General features: G+C 35.6%; 18 protein-coding genes and 1 rRNA gene. 13 read left to right on the top strand and 6 right to left on the bottom strand.

Features of this window, described 5'->3' with window-relative positions; genetic code table 11:
- Nucleotides 1–10 precede the first annotated feature (10 nt).
- Complete coding sequence (gene rodA, locus DHU68_RS13075; protein ID WP_108823450.1) at nucleotides 11–1,471, top strand: rod shape-determining protein RodA; 1,461 nt, start codon at nucleotides 11–13, stop codon at nucleotides 1,469–1,471.
- 8 nt (nucleotides 1,472–1,479) lie between these two features.
- Here the strand turns inward: rodA and DHU68_RS13070 are convergent, their stop codons facing one another.
- The 3 genes from DHU68_RS13070 to DHU68_RS13060 are packed head-to-tail and all read right to left on the bottom strand — an operon-like array spanning nucleotide 1,480 to nucleotide 5,235.
- Entirely contained in the window at nucleotides 1,480–2,502 is a 1,023-nt protein-coding gene (locus DHU68_RS13070) for an ABC transporter ATP-binding protein (RefSeq protein WP_185117520.1), read from the bottom strand.
- 2 nt (nucleotides 2,503–2,504) lie between these two features.
- Nucleotides 2,505–3,536 (bottom strand): iron ABC transporter permease, encoded by a 1,032-nt coding sequence (locus DHU68_RS13065; RefSeq protein WP_108823448.1) that lies wholly within the window; start codon nucleotides 3,534–3,536, stop codon nucleotides 2,505–2,507.
- 55 nt (nucleotides 3,537–3,591) lie between these two features.
- The gene (locus DHU68_RS13060; RefSeq protein WP_108823528.1) at nucleotides 3,592–5,235 is read right to left on the bottom strand and encodes a dipeptidase; all 1,644 of its coding nucleotides are present in this window, start codon (nucleotides 5,233–5,235) and stop codon (nucleotides 3,592–3,594) included.
- Between the two features lie 591 nt (nucleotides 5,236–5,826).
- On the opposite strand from DHU68_RS13060, the gene DHU68_RS13055 reads away from it, so the two are divergent.
- Nucleotides 5,827–6,321 carry a helix-turn-helix transcriptional regulator gene (locus DHU68_RS13055; RefSeq protein ID WP_108823447.1) on the top strand — a complete coding sequence of 165 codons (495 nt, stop codon included), beginning with the start codon at nucleotides 5,827–5,829 and terminating at the stop codon, nucleotides 6,319–6,321.
- A 45-nt stretch (nucleotides 6,322–6,366) separates the two neighbouring features.
- On the opposite strand, the gene DHU68_RS13050 is transcribed toward DHU68_RS13055, so the two are convergent.
- Entirely contained in the window at nucleotides 6,367–7,743 is a 1,377-nt protein-coding gene (locus DHU68_RS13050) for a tryptophanase (protein ID WP_108823446.1), read from the bottom strand.
- Between the two features lie 318 nt (nucleotides 7,744–8,061).
- On the opposite strand from DHU68_RS13050, the gene DHU68_RS13045 reads away from it, so the two are divergent.
- Together DHU68_RS13045 and DHU68_RS13040 are read left to right on the top strand one after the other, a co-directional pair.
- Nucleotides 8,062–8,844, top strand: coding sequence for a dihydroorotate dehydrogenase electron transfer subunit (locus DHU68_RS13045; RefSeq protein ID WP_108823445.1), 783 nt, complete (start codon nucleotides 8,062–8,064; stop codon nucleotides 8,842–8,844).
- Entirely contained in the window at nucleotides 8,832–9,743 is a 912-nt protein-coding gene (locus DHU68_RS13040) for a dihydroorotate dehydrogenase (RefSeq protein ID WP_108823444.1), read from the top strand. Before DHU68_RS13045 ends, DHU68_RS13040 begins: the two co-directional genes overlap by 13 nt.
- A gap of 77 nt (nucleotides 9,744–9,820) precedes the next feature.
- Here DHU68_RS13040 and DHU68_RS13035 read toward each other — a convergent pair whose 3' ends face one another.
- Nucleotides 9,821–10,423, bottom strand: a complete 603-nt coding sequence (locus DHU68_RS13035; RefSeq protein ID WP_108823443.1) for a SagB/ThcOx family dehydrogenase — start codon at nucleotides 10,421–10,423, stop codon at nucleotides 9,821–9,823.
- Between the two features lie 195 nt (nucleotides 10,424–10,618).
- Here DHU68_RS13035 and DHU68_RS13030 point away from each other — a divergent pair, with 195 nt between their 5' ends.
- The 9 genes from DHU68_RS13030 (at nucleotide 10,619) to DHU68_RS12990 (ending at nucleotide 25,040) form a co-directional block, all read left to right on the top strand.
- Nucleotides 10,619–11,899, top strand: a complete 1,281-nt coding sequence (locus tag DHU68_RS13030) for a DUF4105 domain-containing protein (protein WP_108823527.1) — start codon at nucleotides 10,619–10,621, stop codon at nucleotides 11,897–11,899.
- A complete protein-coding gene (locus DHU68_RS13025) occupies nucleotides 11,896–13,494 on the top strand; it encodes an alkaline phosphatase family protein (protein ID WP_108823442.1) in 1,599 nt (532 codons plus the stop codon). The genes DHU68_RS13030 and DHU68_RS13025 overlap by 4 nt, the downstream gene beginning before the upstream one ends.
- A 55-nt stretch (nucleotides 13,495–13,549) precedes the next feature.
- Nucleotides 13,550–16,855: a preprotein translocase subunit SecA gene (secA, locus tag DHU68_RS13020; RefSeq protein WP_108823526.1), complete on the top strand. Its 3,306-nt coding sequence runs from the start codon at nucleotides 13,550–13,552 to the stop codon at nucleotides 16,853–16,855.
- 176 nt (nucleotides 16,856–17,031) lie between these two features.
- On the top strand, nucleotides 17,032–19,614 hold the full coding sequence (gene gyrA / locus DHU68_RS13015) for a DNA gyrase subunit A (RefSeq protein WP_108823441.1): 2,583 nt from the start codon (nucleotides 17,032–17,034) through the stop codon (nucleotides 19,612–19,614).
- A gap of 25 nt (nucleotides 19,615–19,639) precedes the next feature.
- A complete protein-coding gene (locus DHU68_RS13010; RefSeq protein ID WP_108823440.1) occupies nucleotides 19,640–20,929 on the top strand; it encodes a lipopolysaccharide assembly protein LapB in 1,290 nt (429 codons plus the stop codon).
- A gap of 253 nt (nucleotides 20,930–21,182) precedes the next feature.
- Nucleotides 21,183–22,274, top strand: a complete 1,092-nt coding sequence (gene meaB, locus DHU68_RS13005) for a methylmalonyl Co-A mutase-associated GTPase MeaB (protein WP_108823439.1) — start codon at nucleotides 21,183–21,185, stop codon at nucleotides 22,272–22,274.
- A 132-nt stretch (nucleotides 22,275–22,406) separates the two neighbouring features.
- Entirely contained in the window at nucleotides 22,407–23,369 is a 963-nt protein-coding gene (locus tag DHU68_RS13000) for an ROK family protein (protein WP_108823438.1), read from the top strand.
- Between the two features lie 155 nt (nucleotides 23,370–23,524).
- Nucleotides 23,525–24,694, top strand: a complete 1,170-nt coding sequence (locus tag DHU68_RS12995; protein WP_108823437.1) for an AIR synthase related protein — start codon at nucleotides 23,525–23,527, stop codon at nucleotides 24,692–24,694.
- Between the two features lie 112 nt (nucleotides 24,695–24,806).
- Nucleotides 24,807–25,040 (top strand): hypothetical protein, encoded by a 234-nt coding sequence (locus tag DHU68_RS12990; protein WP_108823436.1) that lies wholly within the window; start codon nucleotides 24,807–24,809, stop codon nucleotides 25,038–25,040.
- A gap of 364 nt (nucleotides 25,041–25,404) precedes the next feature.
- Here DHU68_RS12990 and rrf read toward each other — a convergent pair.
- Nucleotides 25,405–25,515 (bottom strand): 5S ribosomal RNA (rrf, locus tag DHU68_RS12985).
- Between the last annotated feature and the right edge of the window lie 14 nt (nucleotides 25,516–25,529).

The raw sequence follows: 25,529 nt of genomic DNA, 5'->3' as shown, positions 1-25,529 counted from the left end.
CGAGAAGTAAATGTATCAGAGAGAAGAAGAAAGTATAAAAAAGAGTCTTGACTGGATCACAATTGGTCTGTATATTATATTAGTCATCTGTGGATGGTTTAGTATATATGGAGCTAGTTATGATTACGAGCATGTTACAAGCATGTTTGACCTTTCGGGCAGAGCTGGTATGCAGTTAGTATGGATTGGTACATCTTTAGTATTAGGATTTATCATATTAAAGCTAGACAGCAATCTATACGACGTTCTGGCGTACTATATATATGCATTTTTCATACTGTTACTCATACTAACTATTGCTGTTGCTACCGATACCAGAGGAAGCCGATCTTGGCTGAAACTAACAGATTCTATACAGATACAGCCTGCTGAATTTGCAAAATTCGCTGTAGCCTTGGCACTTGCCCGATTTATGAATACATATAACTTTAAGTTGCTTAAAGCAAAGAATTTGTTCATCATTGCAGCTCTGATACTAGCACCAATGCTACTTATTATTTTACAGAAAGAGACTGGCTCTGCCTTGGTCTACTCTGTTTTTATCTTGATGTTGTATAGAGAAGGATTACCCGGGATGATTTTATCGATAGCTGTTGCAGCCATTGTGTTCTTTGTTGTAGGGCTTAAATATTCAGAAACTGATATGGGAATTATCTCTTTAGGAGAATTTATTACAATCATATTGGTCATCATATTTAGTATCCTATACTTATTTTTCAATTATGAAAAAGGAAAGACAGTAGCTAGAAATTTACTAATAGGTTCTTTGATTTTATATGGACTTACTTATTTATTGCACTACACCGGGGCTCCAGTAAATTTCGGAATAGTAGCTCTCACCTCTGTTGCTCTATTAGTTATTTATTTACTTGTACTTGCTAAGAAGTTTTGGTCTAAAACCTATCTACTTATCGCTGCCTTTGCAATAGGCAGCATCCTCTATGTAGGTTCTATTGACTATATTTTTACTGAGGTAATGCAACCTCACCAGCAAATGCGCATAAAGGTTACATTAGGAATGGAAGAAGACTTGATGGGAGCCGGATATAATGTCAATCAGTCTAAGATTGCTATCGGTTCCGGAGGCTTCCTCGGAAAAGGCTATCTGAATGGTACACAAACAAAACTAAAATACGTTCCGGAGCAAGATACTGACTTCATTTTTTGTACAGTAGGTGAAGAACAAGGGTTTGTTGGATCTGTATTGGTATTATCATTATTTCTAGCTCTAATACTGAGATTAATATATCTTGCTGAGAGACAAAAGAATACTTTTGGAAGGGTGTATGGTTATTCTGTAGCTTGTATATTATTTTTTCACATCGCCATTAATATAGGAATGGTTATTGGCTTAACCCCAGTAATCGGGATCCCATTACCTTTTTTCAGTTATGGAGGTTCTTCTTTGTGGGGTTTTACTATCTTATTGTTTATCTTCTTGCGTATAGATATGGCAAGAAAGAGAAGATAATAACTTAACTAATAATTCTTTAACCAATTAGCCAATTCTTCAAAGTTATTCAGTCGAATTTCGTTATTTTGTACCTTTAGGATCATTTCTTTAGGCGATTTTATATTGATTGAAAATAAACCAGATTCGCTATTTTCACAAATAGCATATCCATGTCTTTCCAATATATTCTTAACCCAATGGTAATATTTATGTAATAGACTCTCTTCAAACTCGATAAATACTTTCTTATCACTCTGTCTATTAGGAAGAAAATTTCCTGTTTCTTTATTAAACACAATATTTTCGCCCTTAAAGAATTTATCTAGCATACCTGATAATACAATATCCTCTGTTACACCACAGAAAAGTCCATTATCTCTGGACAACAGCCACAATTGATCGGCTAAGAGCAAAGCCAGATCAATATCATGTGTTGATAATAAAATAGTCTTCCCCTGATACATAGTCAGATTATGCAATAAGTTCATTATTTCTATACGGCTTTCTATATCTAAAAAAGCGGTCGGTTCGTCCAGGAAAACAATAGGGCTTTCTTGTGCCAGGGCTTTAGCAATCATAGCCTTTTGTCTTTCACCATCGGATAATTCAGCTACATAAGAATTCGCTTTGTGAGAAATACCAACATCTCTCATAGCCTTCTTCACTATTTCTTTATCATCGATATCTAATTGACCGAAAAAACCTGTATAAGGATAACGCCCCAGCTCTACCAACTCTCTAACCAATAATCCTCCCGCCGATGTTTTATCCGTTAATACAAGCCCTAATAGCTTGGATAATTCTTTTTCGGAGTAGTCGGATACTTCTTTTCCATTAAACTTTATACTTCCTTCTAAAATAGGCTGCGAAGCACTTATTGTACGCAACAGAGTAGATTTCCCGGCTCCATTCGCACCTAATAAACAAACAAGTTCTCCTTCATATAAATTGAAAGATAAGCCTGTATATAATGCTGAAGTATCTTCATGCTTTTTTCGATGATATCCAATACTTATATTTGTAGCCGAAATAATTGCTTCTCTTGCCATTATTAATTGAAATATTGTATTTTTTTCTGATTCAAAATTACATAGATGATTACCGGTGCTCCAAATATCGGAGTTATTGCATTTAATGGTAAGCCTCCATTTGCACCTGCTACAGCGCTAATGAGATTACATAGAAGAGCCATTACTGAGCCTATCAATATAGTTAGGGGCAATAAAGATTTATGATTAGAGGTTCCGAGCAGCAATCTTGCTATATGAGGCACTGCCAGTCCAATGAAAGCGATCGGCCCGCAAAAGGCACAAGTAATAGCTGTAATAAGACCTGCGCATAAGAGTAACAAGAAGCGTATAAGCTTGATATTTACACCTAAATTAACAGCGTATCTTTCGCCTAATAATAAGGCATTCAAAGGCTTTATCAGTAGTATGGAAATAAGTAATCCTATAGCAATTACAGCACAATAAAAAGGTAATTCATCCATCGTAACACCAGAAAAATCCCCCATTCCCCATATCATAAAAGAGTAGGCATCTTCGCTAGTACTCCAGAATTTTAGAATGGAAATAACGGACGATGTCAAATATCCAACCATTATTCCGATGATAAGAAGCATTATATTGTTACGGACAACCGAAGCAAAACCCATAATAATCAACAAGATAACAGATGCTCCAATGAAGGCTCCGATAACGATTAGCATAGAGTAGGAGAGACTAAACCCTCCGATAGAGCCTAAATTAGTGCCAATCAACATAATAACCAGAGCTACTCCTAGATTTGCTCCCGAGCTAATTCCTAGAATTCCCGCATCAGCTAAAGGGTTTCTGAAAGTTGTTTGTAAAAGCAGACCCGATACGGCTATTGCGCCACCGGAAACCAGAGCAGTAATAGTCTGTGGCAAACGTGATTCTAAAACAATATATGACCAAGCCTGTTTCTCGGCTCCATTACCTATCAATATATCCCAAACGGCATGAAACGGTATAGATACTGAGCCTAAGAATAGACTTGCAATGAAAAGCAAGATTATACTTATAGAGAAAACTAAGCTATATAACAGTCCTTTTGACATCTTTCTTTATTATAAAATAGACCCCTCGAATTGAGGGGTCTAAGTTATTTATTTTTTAGTAGAGTACTTTATATTTATCTCCAGTTTCTTTCACTATTCTGTCGTAGTGTTCTGTCGGATATCCTACTCGTTGCGGAGAAGAAGGGCCTCCATATTCACTTCTTCTGAATTCTCCATTTTCCTCTTTGCGAACAATACCATCCATATATTTTACAATAAGAAACTCTCCTAGTTTTTTCCATTTATCGAATGCATATTGTGCTTGTTCTTTACTGTAGTTTGTCAAATATTGAACAGCCTTATCTGGTGAATCATTATATAACTTAACAGCTTCTTCTTCGATAGCAGCTTGCTCCGATATAAACTTGTTCTCTAATTCTCCCTGAAGTTTTTTCAAATCTGCATGCATTGCATCATATCTGTTATATACCATATTAGAAACCCAGTTGTGAATCCAAAAACTTGAAGTCCAAGAGAAGTTATATAGATCACCATTTCCTACACGATAACATTCAGGTGTTTCTGTTATAGAGCAATACATAGGTGTAAATACTGTTTGAGCAGCATCATCCGTACCGAACCATAATACTCCACCAACAGGGTTAGGTAACCAAGAGCGCATTTGAGATACAAATACAAAAGCAGATTGTTGTGTAGCAATAGGGCGTTCGTTGCAATATTCTTCACCTTTAGAGTCTTTCCATGTCAATGGAGCCCAACGGTATGGAGATTTAAATTGACCAGCACCTATATCATTTGTCCAGTCCAGAGCCGTTCCTTCATAGTGGTCTCTCATCATTTCTTGTAGGTCTGCCAATGAAAGTTTTCTATCAGGTTTGATATATAGAGGCATTGGTTCTTGCGTTTCTCCTTTGGCATAAGATACATATTTAGCCATATCTGAATTATAACGATTGAAGAAGCTCCATACACGCGCTTCACAGAAACGCTGTCCTCCAAAATCAAGAGGATTATAAGCTTTAGCAAAACTGAAATCTTTATCTTTTCCTTCATAATAACCTTTCTTTTTAGCAAAAGAGATCACATCTTTAGAATAAATACAGTTTTCAGTATCATTTAATGGAAATTGCTGTATTCTTGCCTGATTAGCATGAGCCGAAATGCAATCATCAGGAATACGAACAGCTACCCATACTGCACCTTTTTCTTCAGAGCCTTTGCCTATCATTTCAAGTACCCACACTTCGTTTGGATCTCCTATCGAGAAAGATTCACCACTACTATTGTAACCATACTCAGCCACAAGATCAGTCATTACTTTAATAGCCTCTCTCGCAGTTTTAGCACGTTGTAGAGTAATATAGATAAGACTACCATAATCTAACACTCCATTCGGGTTAACTAGCTCAGAGCGCCCCCCGAATGTTGTTTCTGCAATAGTAAGCTGATGCTCATTCATGTTACCCACTACGTTATATGTTTGGGCTACTTGAGCAATGCTACCAAGGTATTTTACATTTCCGCTATCCCATTCATGTACTTTCAACATATCGCCTTTAGACCACCTTTTAGCAGGCCAATGATATAATTCACCAAATAGGTCGTATGAATCGGCGGAATAGGTAATCATAGTAGACCCGTCTACAGACGCATATTTACCTACTAATAGATTTGTGCACGCAAATACGTGAATCTCGCAGAGTAAACAGAGAAGAGTAATGATCGAAATTTTTCTCATAATTGGATTAGTTATCGTTACAATATTAATTTTTATAATAATATCCATAAAGATACTTATATTTTGTTACTATGAAAAAAAACGGATAAATATACAAAAGGTGATTTACTTTAAACTGGTTTACAAAAGTAAACAATTAAAAATAAGGCTATTTTTTTATACGATTAAACATATGTAAATTATTAAAAATACAATCAGAAACAACGCAGATTACAAATATTGTTTAATAATGTATATCACATAACAAGGCAACAAATAAGCCAATATTTAATAACCAATATACTTAATATGAATATAATAATTAAATAATATAAAGTAATAATATAAAGAATAAAGAATATACCCTTCTATCGACTATTAAAACAGCTTAGAACCCCATAACTTATACGCATAATATATTAATTATTAATTAAATATGATTATTTTATAAACTTAAACTTTACATAGATTTACCATTGTAAACATAGCGAATCGATACAAATGTATTCTATTGTATATTTATGTTAATTACATTTATAAACAATTGTAATTTTCATTTGTAAATCTATTTATTTACATTTGTACTAAACATTTATATACTTATTAATGTAGATGAAAGACAGGATCAAGCAAATTATGGATAACGAGCAACTGACACCTTCGGCATTTGCCGATAAGTTGCAACTGGGTCGGGCTGTTATATCTCATATATTGAATGGGCGCAACAATCCGAGCTTGGATGTAGTCACACGAATTTTGTCTAAGATGGATTATATTAATTCTGATTGGCTAATTACGGGAAATGGAGAAATGTATAAATCGGAACATGAAGGTCAATCGACTTCATCGCAACAGAGCGATTTATTTTCGAACAAAAGAAATGAACCTGATTTATTCTCTCAGAATGCAGTTTTTCCGTTTAATCCTACGGAAGAAAAAGAATATCGCAAGGAAATTGGGGTTAAGGAGTCGCTTATTAGCGATGAAAACACTGTAAACAAACAAGTTATATATCAAAAAATACCTGAAAAGAAAATATCCAAAATAATTATTTATTATTCGGATAACACATTCGAAGTATTTAATGCAGATAATAAACCATTATAATAAAATGAGAGCCGATGAATTTTCATCAGCTCTTAATTTTTATGATTACTCAACTCTTTCCAACTCTACAGTAAAATGCCGCAATAGTTCAGCCTCTTTTACAATCTTCATTCCTCTAGTTATTGAGCTTCGTCGATCAAAGATATTTTTCAAAGCAGCAGCAACTACGTCCATATGATTGTTCGTATATACCCGACGAGGAATTGCTAATCTTAATAAATCTAATCCATCAAAACGATTTTCTCTGGTTATTGGATCTCTGTCGGCAAGAATATACCCTATTTCGCAACCTCGTATACCTGCCTCCAGATAAAGTTCTACAGTCAAAGTTTGAGCAGGAAACTGCTCTTTCGGCACATGTGTCAGAATCTTAGAAGCATCTACAAATATAGCATGTCCACCCGCTGGTCGTTGATACGGAATACCGTATTCATCTAACTTGTTTCCCAAATATTGCACTTGTTTGATACGACTCTCCAGGTTTTCAAATTCTGTATTTTCGTCCAAACCAATAGCCAAAGCATTCATATCACGCCCATTCATACCGCCATAAGTTGTAAAGCCTTCAAAAGCAATACCTTTTACTTTAGCTGCTTCATACCAATCCTTTATATTGGTAGCAATAAAACCACCCATATTAACTATGGCATCTTTCTTTGCGCTCATAGTCATGGCATCAGCATAAGAAAACATCTCCAGACAGATCTCTTTTATGCTCTTATCACTGTATCCCTTTTCCCTTGTTTTTATGAAATAAGCATTCTCGGCAAAGCGAGCAGAGTCTAATAACACAGGTTTATTATACTTATTAGCTATTTTGCGAGCCTCTCTGAGATTTTCCATCGATACAGGCTGTCCTCCAGCTGTATTGTTTGTAATCGTTATTATAACGAACGGAATACGATCTTTATATAAACTTAAAGCTTCATCTAGTTTGTGAAGGTCAACATTTCCTTTAAAAGGAATTTCTAATTGTGTATCTCTTGCTTCATCAATCGTGCAGTCTAGGGCTATAGCTTTTCTGGACTCAATATGTCCTTTAGTTGTATCAAAGTGAGAATTTCCGGGACAAACATCACCTTCCTTAATCAAACAAGAGAACAATACATTCTCAGCAGCTCTTCCTTGATGAGTAGGTAATACATATTTGAATCCGGTAATACGTCTTACAGCTTCTTCCATCATGTAAAAAGAACTAGCTCCCGCATAGCTCTCATCACCAAGCATCATTCCCGCCCACTGACGATCACTCATTGCTCCGGTTCCCGAATCTGTTATCAAATCTATATAAACTTGATCTGCCCTTAGTTGAAACATATTATATTTAGCTGCTTCGAGCCATTTTAGACGCTCTTCGTATGTGCTGCTTCGGATAGGTTCAACCATCTTTATTTTCCATGGTTCTGCATATGGTAATTTCATAGTAATATTATGTTAAAATAATGAATAAATAATCTGTAACTATACTCTAAGAAGTATGGTTACAAAAGCTTAATTGAAAAGAGGTTTTGGAAAATTAGTTATAATGATCTCTATCCTTTATATTAAGGAATATAGGGCAATATAAGGTATTTGTACTGTGTATGTTCATAGGTTTACTTTTTACACATTATAACTAACCACATAAAGTTATAAAATAATCTGGGATAATTAAGCTCTACCTACATTTTAGTATAAGCTCAAATTTTACTAACTTTGTATTTCGAAAAAAGAGTATTTATCTACTAAAAATCAAGGTAAATGAAAAAAATGCTAGATTTAGTTGTTACCCAAAACGATAAACTAAATCAAAACTACTGCCTTATAAAACTTACAACACCAGACAGCAGCCCTTTACCGAGCATGTTTCCCGGACAGTTTGTAGAAGTAAAGGTAGACAGTTCACCATCCACTTATCTAAGACGTCCTATTTCTGTAAATTACGTAGACAAAGCAACCAACGAATTATGGTTGTTAGTACAAGTGATTGGAGATGGTACACAAAAGATGAGTGAATATAAACAAGGAGATATCGTAAATCTGCTATTACCTCTAGGAAATACCTTTACAATACCTTCTAAAGATAGCGGTCAGGAATTGTTATTAATTGGAGGTGGTGTAGGTACTGCACCAATGTTATACCTAGGAGCTTGCCTAAAAGAAAAAGGTTTTACTCCAATGTTTCTTTTAGGTGCCAGATCGAAGAATGATTTGCTACAATTAGACGATTTTAGACAATACGGAGAAGTCTATTGTACTACCGAAGATGGCAGCTTTGGAGAAAAAGGATATGTTACAGATCATTCTGTACTAAAAAACACTAAATTTTCATCCATTTATACATGTGGACCTAAGCCAATGATGATGGCGGTAGCAAAGTATGCAAATGTAAACAAAATCAACTGCGAAGTATCTCTCGAAAACGTTATGGCATGCGGATTTGGAGCATGTTTGTGTTGTGTAGAAAAAACTCGCGAAGGGAATATATGTGTATGCACAGATGGTCCCGTATTTAATATAGAAAAGTTGACATGGATAGACTAGCAATAAACATAGGTAAACTGGAATTAAAGAATCCGGTAATGACTGCATCGGGTACTTTTGGCTATGGAAAAGAGTATTCAGACTTTATAGACTTATCGCGAATAGGTGGAATATTTGTAAAAGGAACCACTATTCGCGAAAGACAAGGTAATGACTATCCTCGTATGGCTGAAACCCCATATGGTATGTTAAACGCTGTGGGACTGCAAAATAAGGGAGTTGACTACTTTGTTTCGAACATTTATCCGGAGATAAAAGACATTGATACAAATATTATTGTAAATGTATCGGGTTCAACCATCGAAGACTATGTAGAATGTACCGAAAAGCTAGTCGGATTGGATAAAATTCCGGCAATTGAGCTTAATATTTCGTGTCCTAACGTGAAAGAAGGAGGTATGGCTTTTGGGGTATGTCCTGACATGGCAGGAGAAGTTACTGAAGCTGTTCGTAAAGTTTGGGATAAAACTCTGATCGTAAAATTATCTCCAAACGTTACAGATATAACCGAAATAGCAAAAGCGGTAGAAGGTGTAGGTGCTGACGCGGTATCTTTGATAAATACATTGCTAGGAATGGCAGTTGACATCAACAGTAAACGCCCTGTATTATCTACAGTAACCGGAGGTCTTTCGGGTCCATGCGTTAAACCCGTAGCCTTGAGAATGGTTTGGCAGACATACAACGCCGTAAAAATACCGGTAATAGGTATGGGTGGCATTTCTTGCTGGCAAGATGCTATCGAATTCATCCTTGCCGGATCTTCGGCCATACAGATTGGTACTCATAATTTTGTAGATCCATCTATATCTGTAAAAGTGGTAGACGGAATAGCTGAATATCTGGACAAGCATAATATCAGCTCGATAAAAGAGCTTGTAGGCGCTTTGAAAATGTAGAACATTCATTGATTTATATAAAATACAAAAGGTCGAAACGCAGGGTTTCGACCTTTTGTATTTTAAACAGGTTTCTCTTATTTTATAAAGCCGACAGCTTGTACAATTGTTATCTCCTGATCTTTTGTCAACTCCATCGTATTATGAAGATTAGGTCTTGTGAAAGAACCTCTTACCACAGTACCCAATCCCGCTGAAGCACAATAGAGATAAACATTCTGAGCGATGAAACCACTATCTATAAAACCAGCTTCGCGATTAGACGCCCGATCCATATTAGCCACATAGATCAGCGAAAAAGCTGCGTTGTCAGATATATTTGCTTGCCCCAGATCTTTTCTGAAATCACCTTTCTTTATAAGTTTTAATACATGTCCTTTAGCATCGTAAAGGTAAATACCTGTATCAAACATCACATATACATCCATCTCCTGCCTATTTTGAGAGGTAGGAACAGTACGCTTATCATCTCTATTAAAACCATTTGCTGCCCATAACAAATCAGACAACATCTGAGGGGAGAGCTCTTTCTTCTCAAAATCACGACGAGACTGGCGTTCGTTCAAAGCATCCATTAACGGTTTACCACCTGTTCTTTGTGGAGACACCAATTGAATATCCTGAGCCAAAAGACTACATACAAAAACAAAGGAGATTATAAGTAATATAATTTTCTTCATGCTATAAAAATTTAAAGTGTTTCTATCTATACAAAAATATTCAAAGTTTGAGAATTACAAGCTATAAATCACACTATATATTGAACTTACACCCTCTGTTTTTAAGTAAAATTCACAAGATGGGAAAGAATGAGTTTAATAAAAAAACAAAAACTATTAACATATATCTTATCTTTGCCTGTAGAAAATACAAAAATGAAGAAAACAATACTATTATTCATACTCACACTTCTGTGTCTGACCACTACTGCGAAGGCTTCCCCATCTTCATACATTACCTTGAGTGACAAAGCCGAAGTAAGCTTATTAACCAGCACTCCTTGGAATGGGGCTATTTATGCTTTATTCGGACATACAGCAATAAGGGTAAAAGACACTATCGAAGTCAGAGAGTTGGGATTAAAGAAACTTGACATTGTTTTTAATTATGGTCTTTTTAGTTTCAACACCCCCAATTTCATGTACCGTTTTGTAAAAGGAGAAACTGATTATATTGTAGGCTATGTAGGCTTTGATGATTATTTGTATGAATATAAAGAGCGAGGTGTTGGTGTTTTTGAACAACAACTGAACATAGATCAAACAGAAAAACAGAAGATCCTAGATGCACTAATTATAAATTCACTTCCCGAAAACAGAACTTATCGCTACAATTATTTCTACGACAATTGTGCTACACGTCCGCGAGACATTATTGAGAAAAATATAAGTGGTAAGATAAAATATACGCCGACCGTAAAAGAACAAAGCTATAGAGATCTTGTTTGGGAATGCACCAGTGCGCAACCATGGGCTAGATTTGGAATTGATTTAGTGATTGGGGCAGATGCTGACAAGAAAATTACAGATCGCCAAAAAGATTTTCTTCCATTATACCTAATGGGTGCTTACGAAGGAGCTATTATCGAAGGAGATACAATAAACAGAATACTCGTTGAGTCTACTAACACTTTGTTAACACCCGTACAAGAACAGCTTACATATACCAATCCACAGGCAGATAATATCCAGAAAGCTACAGACTGGCCTCTTATCGTAGGATGCATACTATTTTTATTCACCCTTCTTTTATCCTTACTGATATACAATCAGCAACTATATGCTTTGGGTAAAGTATTTGATACTATATTATTTTTTATAGCCGGACTGGGAGGATGTATCATCTTTTTCTTAATGTTCTTTTCAGAGCATCCTTGTACCAATCCTAACTGGAATATTATGTGGTTAAATCCGCTTCAACTATTAATAATTCCTTTATTCTTCGCAAAAAAACTCTCAAAATACGTATATTATTATCATTTTATTAACTTTGCCTCGCTTTCGCTATTTCTTTTGGCATGGTGTTTGATTCCACAACAATTAGAAATCGCATTTATACCATATATTCTAACCATTGGCACAAGGTCGATTATGAATATATTACAATATAAAAAGATAAACAAAAAAGCTGATTATAGCTTACCCAGAGTAAGATGAGAAGAATTATAACCTCTTTAGTTGCAGTATTAACAATAGGTGCAGTACAAGCTCAATCGACTGTACGAGAAACACCTAAATTAGTGATTGGCATCACTATAGATCAACTAAGAGGAGATTATCTCGAACTTTTCCAGCATACATTTACCGAAAGAGGTTTTAAACGATTATTAAACGAAGGCTTAGTATTTCAAAATATTAAGTTCGACTTTCCTTATCTGGATGATGCATCAGCTATTGCAACAATATATACAGGTACAAACCCATTTTATCATGGAATTGTAGGTAGCAGAAAGTATTTAGCAGCCAAACAGCAGGAGGTTTCAACTTTCTCCGATCCTAACTTTTTAGGAAATTACACTGACGATAAAGTGTCACCGCTTGCACTGAAGTCTTCTACAATCACAGACGAACTGAAACTTGCGTCAAAAGGCACTTCTGATGTGTACTCTTTTGCTCCGCAAATACCTCAAGCCCTGATTACAGCTGGCACAAGAGGAAATAGCGCTTATTGGATTGACGACTATACCGGAAAATGGGCATCAACAACCTACTACAAAGACTTTTATTGGGCTATTGATCAGGAAAATCGTAGTAATTCAAACTTCTCTACCAAAGCCTGGTCTATGTGGTGGAATCCATTATTACCGATCGAAGAATACAAGGCATTCCCTTATGTTCAGGGTAAAGCTACATTCCAACATGCTACAGGGACTGACAAATCGACATATATTCTGGCTAAGAAAATGCCTGTGGCAAACGAAAACGTCAGAGAAGGTGCAATCAAATTACTAACAAAAGCCGAATTAGGAAAACGCACAAGTCCTGATTTTCTTTCACTTACATTCTATGCAGGAAACTACCAAGATGTAAGTGACTATTCATATGAAATTCAAGATGTCTATACACGTCTTGACCGCGATATTGAGGCTTTACTTGATGCTGTTGATAAATCTGTCGGGCTAAAAAATGCTTTTATTTTTATCTCTTCTACGGGTTATTACAACTCGAATGAATCTGAGTATAAAGACGATAAAACAGCAAGTTCGAATATACCGGAGAAAAAATTCCATGTAAACCGCTGCGAAGCTCTTCTCAATATGTATTTAATGGCCATTTATGGAAAAGACAACAAGTGGGTCGATAAATTCCATAATGGACAAATATATTTGAACAAGGAATTAATTAAACAAAAAGAGGTTTCGTTAAAAGAAATTCAAGATAAAGCTGCCGAATTCGTTTCAGAATTTACAGGGGTACAAGAAGTATATACTTCTCACCAACTTCTACATGGCGAGTGGAACCCTGTTATGGAGTATTACAGAAACGCTTACACTAAGGAAAATTCCGGAGATCTTTTTGTTGAACTTCAACCAGGTTTTAAAATTATAAGTGAGCAAGACGAATCGTTAAACAATAAGCAAGTAAGAAACAATGCTGTTGTATGTCCTGTTATATTTTTCGGAAGCAATATAAAACCTGAACGAATAAAAAGGACAATTAAAGCAACTGAGATAGCACCATCTGTATCTTATGTAATGCGCATAAGAGCTCCAAATGCGGCTAAAGCAGAGGTATTATCCGAATTACTTTAAACTATTTGAATTTAATTTATTACAAAAACAGAAAAAAAATAAACAAACTAAATATATGGGATTTACTGAATTTTTAACATCATTATTTGGCAACAAATCTCAAAGGGACTTAAAAGAAATAAACCCTTTTGTAGATAAAATCAAAGCCGTATATCCTGAAATAGAGCGTCTTTCTCACGATGGGCTCCGTGCTAAAACTGTAGAAATAAGACAGCAAATTCAAGATTATGTAGCAACAGAAAAGAACAAAATAGCTGAACTAAAAGCAAGTATAGAAACACTTGAAATCGATCAGCGTGAAGAAGTATGGAGCGAAGTAGACAAGCTGGAAAAAACGATTACTGAAAAGTATGAAGAAATTCTGGAAAAAGTACTTCCCGAAGTATTCTCTATTGTTAAAGATACTGCTCGCCGTTTTACCCAAAACGAAGAAATAGAAGTTACAGCAACTGACTTCGATCGTAAATTAGCAGAAGATCATGACTTCGTACGCATCGATGGAGATAAAGCAATCTACCAAAACCATTGGGTAGCCGGAGGTAATGAAATCGTTTGGGAAATGATCCACTACGATGTACAATTATTTGGTGGAGTTGTACTGCATAAAGGTAAAATTGCCGAAATGGCTACAGGGGAAGGAAAAACCCTTGTAGGAACTTTACCTGTATTCCTTAATGCCTTAACAGGTGAAGGTGTTCACGTTGTAACAGTAAATGACTATCTGGCAAAACGTGACTCTGAATGGATGGGACCAATCTACATGTTCAACGGACTATCTGTTGACTGTATAGACAAACACCAACCGAACTCGGAAGGTCGTCGTCAGGCTTATTTAGCAGATATCACATTCGGTACAAACAACGAATTTGGTTTCGACTACCTGCGTGACAATATGGCTATCAGCCCATCAGATTTAGTACAACGCAAACATAACTTTGCTATTGTCGACGAGGTTGACTCGGTACTGATCGATGATGCTCGTACCCCTCTAATCATATCAGGACCAACTCCTAAGGGAGATCAACAACTTTTTGAAGAGTTCCGTCCACGTGTAGAAATTATTGTAAAAGCGCAAAGAGACCTTTGTACTAAATTACTTGCTGAAGCAAAATCTAAAATGGCTTCGGAAGATAAAAAAGAACAAGAAGAAGGAGCTCTATTATTATACCGTTCATTCAAAGGACTACCTAAGAATAAGCCACTCATCAAATTCTTAAGTGAACCGGGAATCAAAGCAGCAATGCTTAAGACCGAAGAACATTATATGGCTGAACAAATGCGTAATATGCATATTGTTACAGATGAACTGTATTTTATTATCGATGAAAAAAATAACAGTATCGAACTAACAGATAAGGGTATTGACTTGCTTACTGGAAATTCAGATGACCCTCAATTCTTTGTTCTTCCTGATATAGGATCGCAACTTTCTGAGCTAGAGAATATCAACTTAAATGACTCTGAAAGAGCTGAGAAGAAAGATGAGTTGATGCAAAATTACTCTATCAAATCTGAGCGCGTTCACACTGTTAACCAATTACTTAAAGCATACTCTCTATTCGAAAGAGATGACGAATATGTAGTTGTAGACAATAAGGTAATGATTGTAGACGAACAGACTGGCCGTATCATGGACGGACGTCGTTATTCTGATGGTCTTCATCAAGCGATAGAAGCAAAAGAAAGAGTTAAAGTAGAAGCTGCAACTCAAACATTTGCAACAGTTACATTACAGAATTATTTCCGTATGTACAACAAACTAGCCGGTATGACAGGTACTGCCGAAACAGAAGCTGGTGAGTTGTGGAACATCTATAAGTTAGACGTTGTAGTTATTCCTACCAACAGGCCAATTGCCCGTATTGATATGAATGACCGTATCTACAAGACTAAACGTGAAAAATATAACGCTGTAATTCAAGAGATTGTCGACTTAGTAGAACAAGGACGCGCTGTTCTTGTGGGTACTACCTCTGTCGAAATATCCGAATTGTTAAGCAAGATGCTAACAATGCGCAAGATTAAGCATAACGTATTGAATGCTAAATTGCACCAAAGAGAAGCAGAAGTGGTTGCTACAGCCGGACAACCGGGAGCTGTAACCATCGCTACCAATATGGCTGGTCGTGGTACCGACATCAAGCTTGCACCTAGTGTAAAAGAAGCTGGAGGTCTTGCTATTATTGGTACAGAGCGTCACGAGTCTCGTCGTGTCGACCGTCAGTTACGTGGACGTGCAGGACGTCAGGGAGACCCGGGATCTTCAGTATTCTATATCTCTCTTGAAGACGATTTGATGCGTCTATTTGCTTCGGAACGTATTGCCGGAATGATGGATCGTATGGGCTTCAAAGAAGGAGAAATGCTTGAGCATAATATGCTTAGCAAGTCTGTAGAAAGAGCTCAGAAGAAAGTTGAAGAAAATAACTTCGGTATTCGTAAACGTTTGCTCGAATATGATGACGTTATGAATGCACAACGTGAAGTTATCTACAAACGTCGTCGTCATGCCTTGATGGGAGAACGTATCGGAATCGATATCGTTAATATGTTCTACGATTCTGCAGTAAACTTAGTAGAACAACATGCTGACACTCTAGATTACGAAGATTTGAAAATGGATGTATACCGTCTGTTTGCAATGGAATTACCATTTGATGAAGCGAAATTCCGTTCTTCAAAATCTGAGAATCTTACTGATGAAGTATACGAAAAAGCTGTTTCTAACTTCAAGAGCAAAATGGACCGTTTAGCAGATATTGCTAATCCTGTAATCAAACAAGTTTATGAAGAGCAAGGAGATAAATTTGAGAATATTCTTATCCCTATTACTGATGGTAAGCGAGTTTACAACATCTCTTGTAATCTAAAAGATGCATATAATTCTGAATCAAAAGATATTATCAAATCTTTTGAGAAGTCTATTGTGCTTCACACAATCGATGAAGAATGGAAAGAGCATCTACGAGCAATGGATGATCTACGTCAATCTGTTCAGAATGCTAGTTATGAGCAAAAAGATCCTCTATTGATCTACAAGTTAGAATCATTCAATTTATTCAAATCAATGGTTAACGTTATTAACAACAAGGCTGTAACCATATTGATGAGAGGTCAAATACCTGTGCGAGAACCGGAAGAAGTGCGTCAGGCAGCTCCTGAACAAAAAACCGATTATAGTCGCTACAGAACAGAACGCAACGACATGGAGCCTAGAAGCGGACAAGCAGGAGAACCTCAAGGTCCTGAAAGACCAAGACCAACAGCTCCGATACATGTTGACAAAAAACCGGGAAGAAATGAACCTTGTTTCTGTGGAAGTGGCAAGAAATATAAGAACTGCCACGGACGTGATGAATAAGACATAAAAGATATTTTAATTAGTTAATAAAAAGCCTGAAGGAAAGTAATACCTTCGGGCTTTTTGCTTTACTAATATTTTCTCAATACAAACAAATTTCGTATCTTAGCATGCTTTTTTGATACTATAAAAAGCTCTTACGCAAATTTATTGGAAATAAAAATTTATCAAAAATAATGGCAGAGACAGAAGACAGAATTATTAGGATAAACATCGAGGATGAAATGAAATCAGCCTACATTGACTATTCAATGTCGGTTATCGTTTCCAGAGCATTGCCTGATGTAAGGGACGGATTTAAACCTGTACACCGTCGTATCCTATTTGGTATGAATGAATTAGGAAACAACTCAAATAAACCACATAAAAAATCAGCAAGAATTGTGGGGGAAGTACTAGGTAAGTACCATCCTCATGGAGACTCTTCTGTATATTTTGCAATGGTACGTATGGCTCAAGAGTGGAGCATGCGTTATCTTTTGGTAGATGGTCAAGGTAATATGGGTAGTGTCGATGGAGACAGCCCTGCAGCCATGCGTTATACCGAAGCTCGTTTGAGTCGTTTAGCTGAAGAAATGCTAAAAGATATCGACAAAGAAACAGTCGATTTTCAGCTGAACTTTGATGACACACTGAAAGAGCCTACAGTTCTTCCTACACGTATACCAAATCTGCTTATAAACGGAGCTTCGGGTATTGCTGTAGGTATGGCTACAAACATGGCTCCACACAATATGACAGAGGCTATCAATGCCACTATCGCTTATATTGACAACAGAGATATAGACACAGAAGGTCTTATTGAATACATAAAAGCTCCGGACTTTCCATCAGGAGGTTTCATCTATGGTTATCAGGGAGTTAAAGATGCTTTCGAAACAGGTCGTGGACGTGTAGTAATGCGTGGACGTGCCGAGATAGAAATGGAAGGTAATCATGAAAAAATCGTAATTACCGAAATTCCTTATCTTGTTAATAAAGCAGAACTGATTAAACACATTGCAGACCTTGTTGGTGAAAAAAGACTGGAAGGGATCAGTAATGTAAACGATGAGTCAGACCGTCAAGGTATGCGCATTGTTGTAGATGTTAAACGTGATGCAAATGCAAATGTAGTCCTTAACAAACTATATAAGCTAACTGCCTTACAATCATCTTTTAGCATTAACAACATTGCTCTTGTCAATGGACGACCTAGAACATTGAATCTAAAGGATATGATCTCCTTATTCGTAGATCACAGAGTAGATGTAGTTACTCGTCGTACTCGATTCGATCTACGTAAGGCTGAAGAAAGAGCTCATATTCTTGAAGGTTTGATTATTGCTTCAGACAATATTGACGAAGTTATAGCTATTATCAGAGGATCAAAATCACCTCAAGAAGCTATCGAAGGTTTAATTAACAGATTTAGTCTTAGCGAAATTCAAGCACGTGCAATCGTCGAAATGAGATTAAGGCAATTGACTGGTCTAGAGCAAGATAAGTTAAGAAATGAATATGAAGAAATTCTGAAATTAATTGCTTACTTAAACGAAATTCTATCAAACGAAGATCTTTTAATGCAAGTTATTAAAGATGAATTAATTGAAATTAAAGATAAATATGGTGATGCACGCCGCACAGAAATTGTTTACGCTTCAGAAGAACTAAACCCTGAAGATTTCTATGCAAATGATGAAATGATCATCACTGTATCTCATTTAGGTTATATCAAACGTACACCATTAACAGAATTTAGAGCTCAAAACAGAGGTGGAGTAGGAGCCAAAGGTTCTGAGACTCGCGACGAAGATTTTATTGAGCACATCTATCCGGCATCTATGCACAATTACATTCTGCTTTTCACTCAGAAAGGTAAATGTTACTGGCTACGTGTATTTGATATCCCTGAAGGAACTAAAAATTCGAAAGGAAGAGCTATTCAAAATCTTTTGAATATAGAATCCGATGATAAAGCTACTGCCTTTATCCGAGTTAGAGGATTCAGTGATGCAGATTATCTGAATACTCACTATCTGCTATTCTGTACCAAACAAGGTGTTGTTAAGAAAACTAAGCTGGAAGCTTATTCTCGTCCTCGTCAGAATGGTGTAAATGCCATAACTATACGCGAAGATGACAAAGTTATAGACGTATTGATGACAGATGGCGATAGCGAAGTTCTTCTTGCAAATCGTAATGGTAGGGCTATTCGTTTCCATGAATCAGAAGTAAGAGAAATGGGACGTACCGCTACAGGAGTTAGAGGTATGCGCATTGACGAAGACGGACAAGACGAAATTGTAGGTATGATTGCTATGTCTAAAGAAGCACAAGCAACGAATACTATTATGGTAGTATCGGAACAAGGATATGGAAAACGCACCAATCTGAATGAAAAGGATGAAGAAGGCAACGAGATCCTTGACGAAAATGGCGAAATTATTCCTGTATATCGTATTACCAGTCGCGGAGGTAAAGGAGTTAAGACTTTAAACATTACAGACAAAACAGGTAAGCTTGTTTCTATAAATAGTGTTACAGACGATAACGATTTAATGATTATTAACAAGTCTGGTATTACAATTCGTCTAAAAGTTTCAGATATTCGCACCATGGGACGAGCTACTCAAGGAGTTAGACTCATCAATCTAGGAAAGAGAAACGACGAAATAGCATCAGTATGTAAAGTCGATTCAGAGACAGAAACAGACGAAATAGATGAAAATATTTCAACTGATGGAATAGAGGAAATTAATAATGAAACAAACAATTAAACACAATTATTAAAATAAAAAACTTATGAAACGTATTTTATTTGTAACATCATTGTGCTTATTAGCTTCTTTTTCTTTTGCTCAAAAGAAAGCAGTGAAAGATGCTAAATCGGCAATGAAAAATAACATCCAGGAAGCTAGAGATTTAATTAAACCAGCTTTAGATAATCCTGAAACAGCTACAGATCCGGAGACATGGAAAATAGCTGGAGACATTGAGTATAAAGTATTTGATGATCAAAGAACAATAGAATCTTTGAAAGATGCAACAGGTAAAGGTTCGGACGAAGCTGCAATGTATACTGGGCTATACAATATGTATGCTCCATATGTTAAGGCAGATGAATTAGGACAACTTCCTGACAGTAAAGGAAAAGTTAAGAATAAAGTAAGAGACGATATCCAAAAAAACCTAAGAAGTGCTCATGGATATTATATAAATGGAGGTATTTATTACAATGACAAGCAAGATTTTAAGAAGGCTGCTGATTTCTTCGAAATCTACTGGGAAATGCCAAATCTTGATATGTTCAAAGACAGTAAATTACCACTTATCAACCCTCTTGATACAGCTAATACTTACCATGTGATTAAGTATTATGCATCTATTAGCGCTGTTCAAGCTCAAGAACACGATCGTGCTATCAGACTTTTAAATAAAATTATTGATGAAGGATATGCACCGAATTCAGCTTACAAAGAAAGTGATCCATATGAATTACTTGCTGCTGAGTATAAAACTAAAAATGATAGCGTATCTTTCTCTAATGTATTAGCAAAAGGAGCTCAACTTTTCCCTGATAATGTATTCTTTACTTCTAACTTGATTAATGAATATATCAAAGGTGGCAGAATACAAGATGCACTTACATATCTAGATCAAGCTATTGCAAACGATCCTAATAATACTTGCGACCTGATGACTGTAAAAGCATCATTATATGCAGAACAAAAGGATTATACTAATGCAGAACCTACTTATTTAGCAGCTTTAAATGCTGATGAGAACTGTGAGAAAGCATTAGAAGGAGTTGGTGTTCTATATGTACTTCAAGCTCAAGATATGAAAGAAGTTGCTGGACAAACTACAAACAGAAAAGAACAAGCTGAACTTGATGAAAAAACATCTGCTTTATATCTGAAAGCTCTGCCATATCTAGAAAAATATACAGACTTATTAAGAGCTCGTAACGCAGATCAAGCTGATATTAGATTAGCTTTAACTAAACTACAAAATGTATATTACAATTTGAGTTTATTGAAGATTGATAAATCTAAAGAACTAGAAGCTATTGATAAAGAATTAGGTCTATAATATATAAACTGATATATAAAATAAAGAAGGTCTGTGAGTACTATTCACAGACCTTCTTTATTTATTTAATATTCCTAATTATCGTAAAATTCGAGTAATTCTTTTCCACACTCAAAAGTTACATAATTACTATTATGTTTAATTACAGAAATAAACATTTTAGTTTTAAGAAAGATATTCAAATTGAAGTCCCTATTTTATTTGTATATTTACATTTCAATTAAGTTCTAACACTATAAATACAATAAGCATCATGGACCATATTGAAAATGATAAACAATTTCAAGGATTACGAGTAAATAAAGGAACATCAGAACAACCCTCAGTTAATCCTTATCTAAATAATTTCAAAAAATTTAAACGCAAATCATATACTGTTTCAGAATATGTGGAAGGAATTCGAAAAGGAAATATAAGTATTCTAGGGCAAGCTGTAACACTTATAGAGAGTTCTAATCCTGATCATTATCCTATAGCCCAAGAAGTTATTGAAAAATGTCTACCTTATACAGGCGATTCTGTCAGAATTGGTATTACAGGTGTTCCCGGTGCTGGAAAAAGTACTTCTATCGATTCATTCGGAATGCATATTCTTAAAGGAAATAATAAGTTAGCAGTATTAGCTATCGATCCATCCAGCGAAGTTACAAAAGGAAGTATTTTGGGAGATAAAACCCGTATGGAAAGATTATCTACAGAAAAGAACGCTTTCATACGCCCCTCTCCTTCTGCCGGATCCTTAGGTGGAGTTGCTAGAAAAACTAGAGAAACAATCATTCTTTGTGAAGCTGCCGGCTTTAATAGAATCATTGTTGAAACTGTTGGTGTAGGTCAATCTGAGACAGCTGTACATTCTATGGTAGACTTCTTTTTATTGATCCAACTTGCTGGAACTGGTGATGAATTGCAAGGTATAAAGCGCGGCATTATGGAAATGGCTGATGGCATTGTCATAAATAAAGCTGACGGAAATAATATTGATAAAGCTAAATTGGCACAAAGCCACTTCAAAAATGCTTTACACCTATTCCCCCTACCCGATTCTGGATGGTCTCCTAAAGTACTAACCTATTCCGGATATTACGAAATAGGGATTGCAGAAGTCTGGGATATGATAGAAGAATATATAACTTTTGTGAAGAACAATGGATATTTTGAATACAGACGAAATGAACAAGCTAAATATTGGATGTACGAATCTATAAATGAACAACTTAAGAGCAATTTTTACAACAATCCAAAAATACAGCAGGAATTGAAATCTTTAGAGCAACAAATCTTAAGTTCACAAATCAGTTCTTTTGCTGCAGCAAATAAAGTATTAGATATTTATCTAAAACACTAAAATATTAATATTTAGAGCTTTTTTATGCATAATATTGCCTCTCAAGAAGCCCGTTTTTTTTCGAAAAAGATTATATTTGTATCACTAAATAAAATGAAATAACATCATTGTAAAATTAACATATAATTGATCATGGAAAAACCATATGCAATTGGTATTGATATCGGTGGAACTAACACTATTTTTGGCGTCGTAGATAAGAGAGGTCATATTATAAATCAAGGTTCAATAAAAACTGGTACTTATAAAGAAATTAACGACTACATTAGTAATCTGTCTGCTAGCGTACAAGAAATTATAGATCAGGTTGGAGGTTCGAGTAGTATTAAAGGAATAGGTGTTGGAGCTCCAAACGGAAACTTCTTTACTGGATGTATCGAGTTTGCACCTAACCTACCTTGGAAAGGAGTTATTCCTTTAGCGCAAATGCTTACTGACAAACTAAATGTTCCTGTAGCTTTGACGAATGACGCTAATGCTGCTGCTATTGGTGAAATGACATACGGAGCTGCTAGAGGGATGAAAGACTTTATCGTTATCACTCTAGGTACAGGCGTAGGTAGTGGAATTGTTATCAATGGTCAGTTAGTTTATGGTCATGACGGATTTGCTGGAGAGCTAGGACATACTACAATTATTCCAGGAGGAAGAGTTTGTGGATGTGGTAAAAAAGGCTGTCTGGAAACATACACTTCTGCTACGGGAGTTGCTCGTACAGCAAAAGAATACCTTCAAACAAGAAAAGAACCTAGTTTACTTAGAGAGTTAGATCTGGAGACAATAGAATCGAAAGATGTATACGATGCTGCAGTAAAAGGAGATAAACTTGCTTTAGAAATTTTTGAATATACAGGAAAACTTCTAGGCGAATCATTTGCTGACTTTGTTGCGTTCTCTAGTCCTGAGGCTATTATTCTTTTCGGAGGATTATCTAAATCAGGTAAATTCATTTTCGATCCGGTACGCAAACATATGGAAGAAAACATGTTGCCTATTTATCGCAATAAAATTAAACTATTAATGTCTGAATTGAAAGAAAGCGATGCTGCTGTACTTGGAGCTAGTGCGCTTGGTTGGGAAGTGAAGGATTACTAATCCCATAACAATACAATATTGATAAATAAATAATATACAGCCTGTAAAGTAATCTTTGCAGGCTGTTATCTTTAGCAAGCAACAATTTTCTATTCATACTGTTTTTATTTACCTTTGTAGACTAAAATCAAATACAATAAATTCTTGTAGTAATCATGAGCGACCAACGATATAATCAACGAGGAGTATCAGCATCTAAAGAAGATGTACACAATGCAATTAAGAATATTGACAAAGGCATCTTTCCTAAAGCCTTTTGCAAGATTATACCCGATATTTTAGGAAACGACCCTGAATATTGCAATATCATGCATGCTGATGGAGCTGGCACTAAATCTTCTCTTGCCTATATGTATTGGAAAGAAACAGGTGATATATCTATTTGGAAAGGCATTGCTCAGGATGCACTGATAATGAATATTGATGACCTTCTATGTGTTGGAGCTACAGATAATATACTTCTTTCATCTACAATTGGAAGAAATAAAATGCTTATCCCAGGAGAAGTTATTTCGGCTATAATTAATGGCACAAACGAACTTTGTGAGGAATTAGCCAAGCTAGGAGTAAATATTTACCCTACGGGCGGAGAAACAGCCGATGTGGGCGATCTAGTTCGTACAATAATAGTAGATAGTACAGTAACATGTCGCATGAAACGTTCTGACGTTATTTCGAACGACAAAATACAGGATGGAGATGTTATAGTCGGATTATCGTCTTCAGGTCAGGCGACATATGAAAATGAATATAATGGAGGAATGGGGAGCAATGGCTTAACATCTGCTCGCCATGATGTATTTGCAAATTATCTTGCAAAAAAATATCCAGAAAGCTATGATGCCTCTATTCCTGAGAATCTAGTTTATTCAGGAAATATGAAATTAACTGATAAGATAAATGGATTAGACATAGATGCTGGAAAGCTAGTACTTTCTCCTACCCGTACTTACGCTCCTGTAATCAAACAGATACTTGATCAATTCCGTTCTGTGGTGCATGGAATGATTCACTGCTCTGGAGGTGCTCAAGCAAAGGTTTTACACTTTGTCGATAATGTAAAAATAACAAAGAATAACATGTTCCCTGTACCACCACTATTTAAGCTAATTCAAGAACAATCCAGAACAGATTGGAAAGAAATGTATAAAGTATTCAATATGGGGCACAGAATGGAATTATATGTTCCTTCACAATATGCTCAAGATATCATAAATATTTCAAAATCATATAACATTGATGCACAAGTTGTTGGATTCGTTGAAAAATCTGATAAAAAAGAGTTGATTATAAAAAGTGAGTTTGGAGAATTCTATTACGAGTAGCATAATATTATTTAACTTTGGTTAATACTATCTTAACTAAAATGCGATTATATTTGCAAACAATGATATAAGAAATTTCAATCAAATTAAAAAACTAATAAAGATAACGTATATGAAAAAACTTATAATGTCTGCTGTTATGTGTATCGCACTTTTAGGATCTACAGCAGTAATGGCCCAAGACTCTAAAAAAGCTACTTGTTGTAAAGCTAAAACAGAATGTACTAAAAAAGAAGCTGATAAAAAATCTTGCTGTACAAAAGACAAAAAAGAATGTACAAAAAAAGATGCTAACAAAAAATCTTGTTGTACTTCAAAAAAAGCAGCTGATACAAAAAAGAAATAATAATCTATCCCTTAGATTGCAAAAGTCCGAATTACTTTCGGACTTTTTTATTTCATTATAAAGAGCTGTATTTTATTCCTGCTTTCCTATTCTTTACTCTTTTTAATATCTAAACCTACAAAGAACACTGTAAACACTTGACTATAAATACATTATAAAGAAGAAGTACCTACACATAAACAGCTAACAATTAAACAGTTATACTCAAGCATTGCATTACTATTGCTTTTGACCTGAAAAAAGTCTTTGTGTTTGTGTAGATAGTAATAAAATTAGGATAGAGTCTATATTCAATGGTAGAGGTCGTGTATATATACAAAAAAGTAGCGTCCTCTAGTTAAACTAAAAGACGCTACTGACTTTAAAACGGCGGTTACCTACTCTCCCACAAATATGCAGTACCATCGGCACGACTGAGCTTAACTTCTCTGTTCGGAATGGGAAGAGGTGGATCCTCAGTGTTATAACCACCTTAATTTCTTGCTGTTG

This window comes from Dysgonomonas sp. Marseille-P4361 (assembly GCF_900343125.1).
Lineage (GTDB): Bacteria > Bacteroidota > Bacteroidia > Bacteroidales > Dysgonomonadaceae > Dysgonomonas.
The sequence above is the reverse complement of the archived record's forward strand: the minus strand, read 5'-3'. Positions and strand labels throughout refer to the sequence as shown.